The 11,690-nt window shown below is 68.5% G+C and carries 8 protein-coding genes; 3 read left to right on the top strand and 5 right to left on the bottom strand.

Annotated elements, in window-relative coordinates; all coding sequences use genetic code 11:
• Window positions 1–5 precede the first annotated feature (5 nt).
• From cydB to hisC, 3 genes are all read right to left on the bottom strand, one after another.
• Window positions 6–1,010 (bottom strand): cytochrome d ubiquinol oxidase subunit II, encoded by a 1,005-nt coding sequence (gene cydB / locus PYS65_RS18390; RefSeq protein WP_279335033.1) that lies wholly within the window; start codon window positions 1,008–1,010, stop codon window positions 6–8.
• A gap of 18 nt (window positions 1,011–1,028) precedes the next feature.
• Window positions 1,029–2,534, bottom strand: a complete 1,506-nt coding sequence (locus PYS65_RS18385; protein WP_279335032.1) for a cytochrome ubiquinol oxidase subunit I — start codon at window positions 2,532–2,534, stop codon at window positions 1,029–1,031.
• Window positions 2,535–2,868: 334 nt separating this feature from the next.
• Entirely contained in the window at window positions 2,869–3,948 is a 1,080-nt protein-coding gene (hisC, locus tag PYS65_RS18380) for a histidinol-phosphate transaminase (protein WP_279335031.1), read from the bottom strand.
• A 492-nt stretch (window positions 3,949–4,440) separates the two neighbouring features.
• Between hisC and PYS65_RS18375 the strand changes: the two genes are divergently transcribed.
• The 3 genes from PYS65_RS18375 (at window position 4,441) to PYS65_RS18365 (ending at window position 8,052) form a co-directional block, all read left to right on the top strand.
• Window positions 4,441–5,547, top strand: a complete 1,107-nt coding sequence (locus tag PYS65_RS18375) for a LacI family DNA-binding transcriptional regulator (protein WP_279335030.1) — start codon at window positions 4,441–4,443, stop codon at window positions 5,545–5,547.
• Window positions 5,548–5,901: 354 nt separating this feature from the next.
• On the top strand, window positions 5,902–6,999 hold the full coding sequence (locus PYS65_RS18370; protein ID WP_279337990.1) for a metallophosphoesterase: 1,098 nt from the start codon (window positions 5,902–5,904) through the stop codon (window positions 6,997–6,999).
• Between the two features lie 183 nt (window positions 7,000–7,182).
• Window positions 7,183–8,052, top strand: coding sequence for a hypothetical protein (locus PYS65_RS18365; protein WP_279335029.1), 870 nt, complete (start codon window positions 7,183–7,185; stop codon window positions 8,050–8,052).
• 159 nt (window positions 8,053–8,211) lie between these two features.
• Here the strand turns inward: PYS65_RS18365 and PYS65_RS18360 are convergent, their stop codons facing one another.
• Window positions 8,212–9,642, bottom strand: coding sequence for a VWA domain-containing protein (locus PYS65_RS18360; protein WP_279335028.1), 1,431 nt, complete (start codon window positions 9,640–9,642; stop codon window positions 8,212–8,214).
• 114 nt (window positions 9,643–9,756) lie between these two features.
• Complete coding sequence (gene thiC, locus PYS65_RS18355) at window positions 9,757–11,571, bottom strand: phosphomethylpyrimidine synthase ThiC (RefSeq protein ID WP_279335027.1); 1,815 nt, start codon at window positions 11,569–11,571, stop codon at window positions 9,757–9,759.
• Window positions 11,572–11,690: the final 119 nt, after the last annotated feature.

The following is an 11,690-nucleotide window of genomic DNA, read 5'->3' as shown; positions in this document are numbered from 1 at the left end:
ACACCTCAATGCACGGGATCGGCGATGTGCTGGGTGCCGATCCGCTTGCGGAAGACCCAGTACGTCCAGCCCTGGTAGAGCATGACGAACGGCGTGGCGATCAGCGCGAGCCAGGTCATGATCTTCAGGGTGTAGGCGCCGGAGGAGGCGTTGGTGACGGTGAGGCTCCAGTCCGCGTTCAGCGTGGACGGCATGACGTTCGGGAAGAGCGTCAGGAAGAGCATCGCCACGGCGGCCACGATGGTGACGCCGGACAGGGTGAACGACCATCCCTCGCGTCCCGCCCGGTTCGCCATCAGGGCGCCGACCAGCGCGGCGACCGTGACCACCAGCGCGACCAGACTCGCCCCGTCACCACCGTCGGCCTGCGTCCACAGCAGGAAGACCAGTGCCAGCACGGCCGTGACCAGCCCCACGCGCTGTGCCAGCTGCCGCGCCCGTCCCCGGATCTCACCGACGGTCTTGAGCGACGCGAACACCGCACCGTGGAAGGTGAAGAGCGTCAGCGTGACCAGGCCGCCCAGCAGGGCATACGGGTTGAGCAGGTCCCAGACGTTGCCCACGTACTCGAACTCGGAGTCGATCTTCACTCCGCGCACGATGTTCCCGAACGCCACGCCCCAGAGGAAGGCGGGGATGAGCGAGGTCCAGAAGATCGCCGTCTCCCAGTTGCGCTGCCAGCGCTCCTCCGGCCGCTTCGCCCGGTACTCGAAGGCGACACCCCGGATGATCAGGCAGACCAGAATGACCAGCAGCGGCAGGTAGAAGCCGGAGAAGAGCGTGGCGTACCACTCGGGGAAGGCGGCGAAGGTCGCGCCACCGGCCGTGAGCAGCCACACCTCGTTGCCGTCCCAGACAGGCCCGATGGTGTTGATCAGCACCCGCTTCTCGGTACGGTCGCGGGCGAGCAGCCGGGTGAGGATCCCGATCCCGAAGTCGAAGCCCTCCAGGAAGAAGTAGCCGATCCACAGGACGGCGATCAGAACGAACCAGACGTTGTGCAGTTCCATGACTGTGGCTCCCTCGGCCTAGTACGAGAAGGCCATCGGCTTGTCGGCGTCACGGGGATCGCCGCCGATCTTCGTGGGCGGGTTGAGGTCTGCCTCGGTCAGCTCGGGCGGACCTGCCTTGACGTACTTGGCGAGCAGCTTGACCTCGATGACGGCCAGGACGGCGTAGAGCAGGGTGAAGACGCTCATCGAGGTGATGACCTCGGCCTGGGACACACCGGGGGAGACCGCGTGACGGGTCTGCATCAGGCCGTAGACGACCCAGGGCTGCCGGCCCATCTCGGTGAAGATCCATCCCCAGGCGTTGGCGATCAGCGGGAACGCCATCGTCCAGAGCGCCAGGCGCCAGTACAGCCGGGTGAGCCGTGCCCCGAGCGGCTTCTTCAGCAGCACCAGATGCGGGACCTCGTCCTCTCCGGTGCGCAGGGTGGCCGGCAGCAGGAACCTCTTCCGCGTGAGCCAGAGTCCCAGCAGGGCGAGCGACAAGGACGCCATGCCGAAGCCGATCATCCAGCGGAAGCTCCAGTAGGCGACGGGGACGATGGGCCGGTAGTCACCGGGCCCGAACTCCTCCTGCAGGGCCTCATTGGTGTCGTTGATCCCGGGCACGTGCGACTCGAAGTCGCCGTGGGCGAGGAAGGACAGCAGCCCGGGGATCTCCAGCGCGACCTCGTTGTGCCCCTTGTCGACGTCTCCGTACGCGAACACGGAGAACGGTGCCGGCCCCTCGCCGTCCCACAGTGCCTCCGCGGCGGCCATCTTCATCGGCTGCTGCTCGTACATGACCTTGCCGAGGGTGTCCCCGCTGACCGCGGTGAGCAGCCCGCCGACCGCCATGGTGACCAGGCCGAGCCGGAGCGACGTCCGCATCACGGTGATGTGCTTCTTGCGTATCAGGTGGAAGGCCGCGATGCCCACCACGAAGGCGCCGCCCGTCAGGAAAGCCGCCGCGAAGCTGTGGAAGACCTGGTTGAGCGTGGTGTTCTGGGTGAGCACCAACCAGAAGTCGGTGAGCTCGGCGCGGCCCTTCTCCTCGTTGATCCGGTAGCCGACCGGGTGCTGCATCCAGGAGTTGGCCGCGAGGATGAACCAGGCGGACAGCAGGGTGCCGAGCGAGACCATCCAGATGCAGGCCAGGTGGATCTTCTTGGGCAGCTTGTCCCAGCCGAAGATCCACAAGCCGATGAAGGTGGACTCGAAGAAGAAGGCGAGCAAGGCCTCGAAGGCGAGCGGGGCGCCGAAGACGTCACCGACGAACCGCGAGTAGTCGGACCAGTTCATGCCGAACTGGAACTCCTGCACGATGCCGGTGACCACGCCCATCGCGATGTTGATCAGGAAGAGCTTGCCCCAGAACTTCGTCGCCCTGAGGTACTTCTCCTTCTCGGTGCGCACCCAGGCGGTCTGCAGCCCGGCAGTGAGGGCGGCCAGGGAGATCGTCAGGGGAACGAAGAGGAAGTGGTAGACGGTGGTGATACCGAACTGCCATCGCGCCAGGGTCTCCGGCGCCAAAGCCAGGTCCACGTCGTCGCTCCTTACATCGCTGTGCCACAGCGGCCGCTTGATCCCGTTCGTCCCCCACATCTCGGAAGAAACAGGATGCGCTTGTGAACGCGTTCACATTCACAAGCAATTATGGCCTACTGCTTTTCACATTCGGAAGGGGGGTCCCCTGTGACGTCAACCCCTTGGGCAGTGCTTTGTGGGGACGGGGCGGCATGGGGCGACACGAAAAGGTCCGGAAGCGGCACGGAGACGACACGCCGCCGAGAGGGAGAACGCCGACAGCCGGCCGACGGCTGATCCGTCGGCCGGCTGTCACGGCCGCGAGGCCGAGGCGCTCCGGGACCCCGGGCGGCTACAGCTCCTTGCGGAAGGCCTCCGTCACCTTCAGGAAGATGTCGTTGGCCTCGGTCTCGCCGACCGTCACCCGCGCCCCCTCCCCGGGGAACGGCCTGACGACCACGCCTGCCTGCTCGCACGCCTGCGCGAACGCCGCCGTGCGCTCCCCCAGCCGCAGCCACACGAAGTTGGCCTGGCTCTCGGGCACCTTCCAGCCCTGAGCATGCAGCGCGTCCATGACCCGGTTGCGCTCACACACCAGCGAACCGACCCGGCCGATGAGCTCGTCCTCGGCACGCAGCGAGGCGATCGCCGCATCCTGCGCGAGCTGGCTCACACCGAACGGCACCGCCGTCTTGCGCAGCGCCGCGGCCACCGGCTCATGGGCGATCGCGAAACCCACGCGCAGTCCGGCCAGCCCGTAGGCCTTGGAGAAGGTCCGCAGCACACAGACATTGGGCCGCTCCCGGTAGATCTCCACACCGTCCGGCACCTCGGGGTCACGGATGAACTCACGGTAGGCCTCGTCGAGCACCACCAGGACATCGCGGGGCACCCGGTCGAGGAAGCGCTCCAGTTCGGCCCGCCGGACCACCGTGCCGGTCGGGTTGTTGGGGTTGCAGACGAAGATGAGCCGGGTCCGGTCGGTGACCGCCTCGGCCATCGCGTCGAGATCGTGCACATCCCCCGGGGTCAGGGGCACCTGCACGGGGGTGGCACCGCTGATCCTGGTGATGATCGGGTACGCCTCGAACGAGCGCCAGCCATAGATCACCTCGTCACCGGGGCCCGAGGTGGCCTGCAGCAGTTGCTGGGCGATGCCCACCGAACCGGTGCCGGTGGCCAGGTGGGAGACCGGGACGGCGAAGCGCTCGGCCAGCTCCGCCATCAGGGCCGTGCAGGCCATGTCGGGGTAGCGGTTGAAGGAGGACACCGCGGAGGCGATGGCCTCCATCACCCCCGGCAGCGGCGGATACGGGTTCTCGTTGGAGGACAGCTTGTAGGCCACCGGGCCACCGGCCGCCGCCGGCTTGCCCGGTTTGTACGTGGGGATCCCCTCCAGCTCGGCGCGCAGTTTGGGGCTCGTCTCGCTCACCGCAGTCCTCCTCCGAAGACCGGCGGCCCATGACCGCCGCCGACATCCAATACTGCTCACCTTATGAGGATTCGACGCGACGGAGTAGAGATGCCGCTGCGTGGGGGCTCCGCCGCCTGGAAACGCCGCTGCGTGTGCGGGCAGCGGCAGCAGGAGTCGCCTCCGCATCATCCGCCCCTCCAGCAACAGGGGCATCACCGCGTGAAGGCGCCCAAAGGGCGTCCGGACCGGGGGGCGCGCCGCACATATATCTACGCGCCGGTGGCTCGCGCCGTGGCGCGCATCCCCCGTGCAGGTGAGTTGAGACCTCTTCGCAACATCGCCCCCTCGGCAGGCCTGCATGCGCCGACACGTCAGGTCTTGGCATTGGAACGTTCAACATCCTTGCTTTGCAAGGAACTTACCCTTTAATGATCATGCAGAAACGTGCCTGTCAACGCATGCATATGCGTCCGCCCTACCCCACCGCATGAGCCCTACTATCGGCTCGCCATGACAGCAGCAGGGAAGCACCAGGTGAGCCGCGCGGAAACCTCACGCCGAGGCAGCAAGCCGGGTCGAGCGGGCATCAGGGACGTGGCCGCCGCCGCCGGAGTCTCCATCACGACCGTCTCCGATGCCCTCAACGGCAAGGGCAGGCTCCCGGACGCCACCCGGCGCCACGTCCGCGAGGTCGCCGACAGGCTGGGCTACCGTCCCTCGGCCGCCGCCCGCACGCTCCGTACCGGCAAGTCGGGACTCATCGGCCTGACCGTGACGACCTACGGGGAAGAACCTTTCACCTTCACCGAGTTCGCGTACTTCGCCGAGATGGCGCGTGCCGCCACCTCCGCCGCGCTCGCCCGCGGCTACGCCCTCGTGATCCTCCCCGCGACCTCCCGACACGACGTGTGGTCCAACGTCGCTCTGGACGGCACGGTCGTCATCGATCCCTCGGACCAGGATCCGGTCGTCAGTGAACTGGTCCGGCAGGGTTTACCGGTCGTCTCCGACGGCCGCCCGGCCGGTTCGCTCCCGGTCACGGCCTGGGTGGACAACGACCACGAGGCCGCGGTGCTCGGCATCCTCGACCATCTGGCCGCCGCGGGCGCCCGCCGTATCGGCCTGCTGACCGGGACCACGACCGACACCTACACCCACCTGTCGACCACCGCGTATCTGCACTGGTGCGAGCGCGTAGGCCAGGACCCGGTCTACGAGTCCTACCCGGCACACGATCCGTGCGCCGGCGCCGTCGCCGCCGACCGGCTGCTCGCCCGCCCCGACCGTCCCGACGCCGTCTACGGGCTGTTCGATCCCAACGGCACCGATCTGCTCGCCGCCGCGCGCCGCTACGGCCTGCGCGTCCCGGACGACCTGCTGCTCGTCTGCTGCAGCGAGTCCACCGTCTACGCGAACACCGAGCCGCCCGTCACCACGCTCTCGCTCAAACCACGACGCATCGGCACGGCTGTGGTCCAGCTGCTCATCGACGCCATCGAAGGGGTCGATCCGGAACACACGGTGGCGCAGGTGATACCCACCGAGCTGATCGTGCGCACCTCGTCGCAGCGCCGGCCACCGCGCACGACGGTCAGCCCGCCGCGGTCGCCGGCCTGACCGGCAGAAGAACCGCGGATCCCCGGAAAGGGCGACCGGGCCGGGCTCCCGGAGGTGTGAAGGAACCGCTCCCGGAGGAGTGAAGCGCCGACTCCCCTCCGGGAGCCGCCGCTCACGGGAGCGCCGGCTGTCCGAGTACGGACGGACGCGGTCCCAGGAGGAGTCGGCGCGGCCGGGTGGCCTCACTGCGGGCGAAGACCTGACCAAATGGGGCGAAAGCCGCGACGAACCGGCGTCTTGCTCCGATTCACCACCCCTGGGTCATCACATGGCACGATCCGCGTTCCTATGATGGGCCCACGACACCGCGGGCCGCTGCGACCAGGCAGTCCGACGCGGTGCAGTTGCGGCGTGATGGTGGAGGGGTCGATGACTCAGGGGGCCGGTCAGGGACCCGGGGCGGAGCGCACACCGACGGTGCGCGACTTCCGGGTGCCCGCGTACATCCACGAGACCGGTCCGTACGCCCACAGCATGCACCCCGGTGACGCGGCGGCGGCCCCGCCGCCCTCGGAGAGCCTCCCGGAGGGGTACACACCCACGCGTCGGGACCTCCCGGTCATCAACCGGGGTGACACTGTGCAGGTGATCGTCGACCCCGCGTCCGTCTCCGCCCCACAGCCCCCCACCGGGCCCGGTCCGCTGTACGTGGTCGGTGACGTCCACGGATACCTCGACGAGCTGATCGCCGCCCTCCAGGAGCAGGGCCTCATCGACTCCGCGGGCCAGTGGTGCGCCGGCCCCGCCCGGCTGTGGTTCCTCGGCGACTTCACCGACCGGGGACCGGACGGCATCGGCGTCATCGATCTCGTGATGCGGCTGTCCGCCGAGGCCGCCGCGGCCGGCGGCTACTGCAAGGCCCTGATGGGCAATCACGAACTGCTGCTGCTCGGCGCCAAGCGGTTCGGCGACACCCCCGTCAACTCCGGCGCGGGCACCGCCACCTTCCAGGCGGCCTGGCTCCTCAACGGCGGGCAGAAAGCCGACATGGACCGGCTCCAGGACCACCACCTGCAGTGGATGGCCCGCCTGGACGCCGTCGAGGCCGTCGACGACCATCTCCTGCTGCATTCCGACACCACCGCCTACCTCGACTACGGCCACTCCATCGAAGAGGTCAACGACACCGTCCGCGAAACGATCACCCGCAATGACGCCGACGAGGTCTGGGACCTGTTCCGCAAGTTCACCAAGCGGTTCTCCTTCCGCGACGAGGGCGGCGCCGAAGCGGTGCGCTCCCTGCTGAATACGTACGGCGGCACCCGGGTCGTTCACGGCCACAGCCCCATTCCGTACCTGCTGGGTGAAGTCGGCTCCGAGGACGGCGGGGACGACAGCGGCCCCGTCGTCGAAGGTCCGCATGTCTACGCCGAGGGACTGGCCATCGCGATGGACGGCGGCGTGACGATGGCCGGAAAACTGCTGGTCCAGAAGCTGCCACTCGCCAAGTGAGCGGGCTCCGGGCCGGGCGTCGCCGGCCCGGGACCCCGCCGGGCAGCAGTCAATTTCGGTAAACCCCCTGTCACGGCGCACCGTCAGCGCTCTACCATCGGCTTATCCGTAGCAGGCTCCCCTCCGTTTCTGCCCAACGGCTCGTCGGCATGCCGAGCCACAAGCCCTACGGAGCATCGGGGGATGCACATGAACAGCGTTCCGCAGCACCTGTTGGCCGAGGACCGCCAGGAATACGAGCGGATTCTCGACGAGGTACTGCGCTCCGCACCACACCGCCCGGAACTGGCCGCCGTCGGTCAGCGGCTCAACTCCGAACAACTGCGCACCATGGCGCTCAATGCCACCGCGATCATCACGGCGGCCGCGGCGACCGAGTACCAGCACTACATCAAGGTCCGCGAGGAACTGCGCCGGCCTCCGGCGTCGGCCACCCCGGCCGTGCGCGGGTCGGGCTCCTCCGAGCCGGAACCCGGCGCAGCGGGGCTCGCCGCGGCCATGGGGGAGGTCGCCGAGACCGCCGGTGCGGGTGCGGTCGCCGTCATCGCCGTTCTGGCACCCGTCCTGGCCGGAACGGCGGCCGCGATATTCCTGCTCGTCGGCTACATCCTGCGCCTGCTCGACCCCGGCGCGACCTTCGCCCGGACCATGCTCACCACGGGCTGGACGTTCGTCGCCGTGACCGCGGTCGCCATCCTGGTCGCCGCCGTGGGTCTGCTCCTCACCGCGCTGCGCAACAAGCCCTCGGCCCGGAGCGGGCCGTACCTGGAAGTCGACAAGGAGGTGGCCCTGGCCAGGGACACCTGGCACGAGGCACTGCTGGAGCGGGGGATCATGCCGTTCCTGCGGGACGCTCTCACGGATCCCGGCACGGCAGCCGCACTGCGCTACGCGACGCCGTCCGAACCGACCAGCCGTATCCCCCACCTCGGCTACCACCGGCCGGGATTCACCAGCCCCGGCCAGGGCCCTACCCGCGGCCCGCGGCCGAGCTACTCGAGTCCGGACTACAGCAGCCCGGACTTCGGAGGGCCGGAACACCAGCCCGAGTAGGCGAACGCAGCCGAAGTACCGGCCCGGTTCCGGAGTCGTCGGCCGGCGCGCCCTCACCGGCGGAGCCCTCTCGAGAGGCTCCGCGACGGGGACGTGCGCCGGGCGCCCGGGTCAGGTCATCACCGGGTCAGGTATGCCCGGATCAGGTCATGCGCCTGGTCATAGAATGCCCGCCCGGCTCGCAGCTGTGATCCACAGCGGGAACTCGGACAGCAGACGGTCGTACAACTCCGGGTCCGGCACGGTGCCGATGTCGTCGACGGCGAAGAACCCGACGTTGTCGACGCGGCGTCCGGGCAGCGTGTCGAATCGTTCCAGCACGCCGTAGTTCGCCCGTCCGAGCCCCACGAACTGCCAGAAGATGGGTTCCTCCACCGCTTCGCGGAGCTCCCGCTCGATCTCGGCGTTCCGGTAGACCCCGCCGTCGGAGAAGAACAGCACGAGCGTCGGAGCCGCCGCGGGACTGTTCCCGACGAACGAGCGGACCTCGGCGATGACCTTCTGTTCCTCGTTCTGGATGCCGACCTCCCTCATGTCGACCTGGCGCGGGTCCAGACACTTCTTCCGCCCGCGCCGGAACAGGCTCATCTCCCCCACCCGCACGTGCAGCCGGAGCCAGTCGGGCAGCTCGCCCAGCCGCAGGTCCGGCAGCCGTGCCGGATGCGAGGCGAACGTCCAGGCCTGCATCTCACCGTCGTCGTCCAACTGCGCGGCGACCGCGGCCATGCGCTCGACGACGTCCGCCACGACTCCCTTGGAGTACTGGGGTGCCATGGAGCCGGAGGCGTCCAGTACGAGGACGACGCGCGCGGTGACCTCGGCGGCCCCGTGCTTGCGCAGGCTGACGGCCACCTGTTCCTTGCGCAGCGACAGACGCTTGCGCATGTCCACGGGCAACTGCTCCTCTCCCTTGGTGAGGCGCGGAGCGGCCGGTGGAGCAGCCGGAACCGGAGGCGTCGGAACCGAAGGCGTCGGAGCGGGATACCCCGGAGCGGAGGCGGCAGGCGTGACGGGGGACGCGACGACCGGAGGCACGGCGGCGGGGGCCGTCGGGGGAGCGTCGTCCACGGTGATGCCGAAGTCAGTGGCCAGCCCCGCGAGCCCGGAGGCGTACCCCTGGCCCACCGCGCGGAACTTCCACTTCCCCTGGCGCCGGTACAGCTCGCCGCCGATGAACGCGGTCTCCGTGCCGGCCACCATGTCGAACCGGGCGATTTCGGTCTCCGCCCCGGCGTCGATCAGCCTGAGCACCAACCCCGGGACCTGGCCGAAGGTCCCGCCGTCGGACGACGCGCACAGCGCGACCCGCTCGACGGCCGGTTCCAGCAGGCGCAGGTCGACCTCGACCGTGTCGGTCGCTGCACCGACGGCGTTCCGCTTTCCCCGATGTGTCACGGCGTGGGAAGCATGCCGCTGCTGGTTGTAGAAGACGAAGTCTCCGTCGTTCCGCACCCGTCCGGCCGCCGTGAGCAGGAGAGCCGACGCGTCGATGTCGGGCACCCCGGCCCCGGCGGTCCAGGCAAGCTCGACACGCACCACCGGGGCGTCGACGGGAAGATTGGACCCCTTGCTCATTGATTGCACTGTCATGGCACACAGTCTGCCGATCCGTCCCCATGAGCGGCGAGAGGAGCGGGCCCGAACAGCCCGCCCCCTCGCCCGTTCAATCAGTTCGGTTCAGCCGGTTCAGCCAGTTCAGCCGGTTCAGTCCGTCAGCGGCAGGTACACGCGGTTGCCCGCCTCCGCGAACTCCTTCGACTTCTGCAGCATCCCCTCGGCGATCTCCTCGGCCGAGGCGCCCTCCGGCGAGGTACCGCCGAACCGCTCCGTGATGCTCTGGCTGATCTTCATGGAGCAGAACTTCGGCCCGCACATCGAGCAGAAGTGTGCGGTCTTGGCGGGCTCTGCCGGAAGGGTCTCGTCGTGGAACTCCCGTGCCGTGTCCGGGTCGAGGGCGAGGTTGAACTGGTCCTCCCAACGGAACTCGAAGCGCGCGTCGGACAACGCGTCGTCCCACTCCTGCGCACCCGGATGTCCCTTGGCCAGGTCGGCGGCATGGGCGGCGATCTTGTAGGTGATGACACCGGTCTTGACGTCATCGCGGTTGGGCAGGCCGAGATGTTCCTTGGGTGTGACGTAACAGAGCATGGCGGTGCCCCACCAGGCGATCATCGCGGCACCGATGCCGGAGGTGATGTGGTCGTACGCGGGCGCGACGTCCGTCGTCAGCGGGCCGAGCGTATAGAACGGGGCTTCATCGCAGATCTCCTGCTGAAGGTCGATGTTCTCCTTGATCTTGTGCATCGGGACATGTCCCGGGCCCTCGATCATGGTCTGCACATTCAAACGCCTCGCGATCCGGTTGAGTTCCCCGAGTGTGTGCAACTCGGCGAACTGGGCCTGGTCGTTGGCGTCCGCGACCGACCCCGGCCGGAGCCCGTCGCCGAGCGAGTACGTGACGTCGTACGCCGCGAGGATCTCGCAGAGTTCCTCGAAGTTCTCGTACAGGAACGACTCCTTGTGGTGCGCCAGACACCACGCCGCCATGATCGAGCCACCCCGCGAGACGATGCCCGTCTTGCGGTGGGCGGTCAGCGGCACATACTCCAGCCGTACGCCCGCATGAACCGTCATGTAGTCCACGCCCTGCTCGGCCTGCTCGATCACCGTGTCCTTGTAGATCTCCCAGGTCAGTTCCTCGGCCCTGCCGTCGACCTTCTCCAACGCCTGGTAGAGCGGCACGGTGCCGATGGGGACGGGGGAGTTGCGCAGCACCCACTCCCGGGTGGTGTGGATATTGCGGCCGGTGGACAGGTCCATGACCGTGTCGGCACCCCAGCGGGTCGCCCAGGTCATCTTCTCCACCTCCTCCTCGATGGAGGAGGTCACCGCGGAGTTCCCGATGTTGGCGTTGACCTTCACCAGGAACCGCTTGCCGATGACCATCGGCTCGGTCTCCGGATGGTTGACGTTGGCGGGCAGCACCGCGCGGCCTGCCGCGATCTCCTCACGCACGAACTCCGGTGACACGTTCTCCCGGATGGCCACGTACTCCATCTCGGGCGTGATCTCGCCGCGGCGTGCGTACGCCAGCTGTGTGACCGCCTCACCCGCGCGGCCGCGGCGCGGCTGACGGGGCCGGCCCGGGAACACCGCGTCGAGGTTGCGCAGGCCGCCGCGCGGCGAGGTGTGCTTGATCCCGTCGTCCTCGGGACGGACGGGACGGCCCGGGTACTCCTCGGTGTCGCCGCGCGCGATGATCCAGTTCTCCCGCAGCGGCGTCAGCCCCCTGCGTACATCGGTGTCGACCAGGGGATCGGTGTACGGGCCCGAGGTGTCGTACAGCGTGACCGACTGGCCGTTGGTGAGGTGCACCTGACGGACCGGCACCCGCAGATCGGGGCGCGAGCCCTCGACGTACGCCTTGTGCCAGCCGATGGACTTCCCGGCCTCCTTCTGCTCCGACGTCTCCGTCGGGTTCTGTGTGGAGGCAGGCGTGCGTGCGTCCTTGTTGGTCATGAGACCTACTCCCTACGCCGGCATTACCCGGTAACAGGTTCAGCGGTCGACGCAGCGGTTTCCGTCGGTCGGCGTTCCGTGGGGAACATCACTCGTGCAGCAGTGATGTTCCCCGTGAA

It is taken from the genome of Streptomyces cathayae (genome assembly GCF_029760955.1).
Lineage (GTDB): Bacteria > Actinomycetota > Actinomycetes > Streptomycetales > Streptomycetaceae > Streptomyces > Streptomyces cathayae.
The sequence above is the reverse complement of the archived record's forward strand: the minus strand, read 5'-3'. Positions and strand labels throughout refer to the sequence as shown.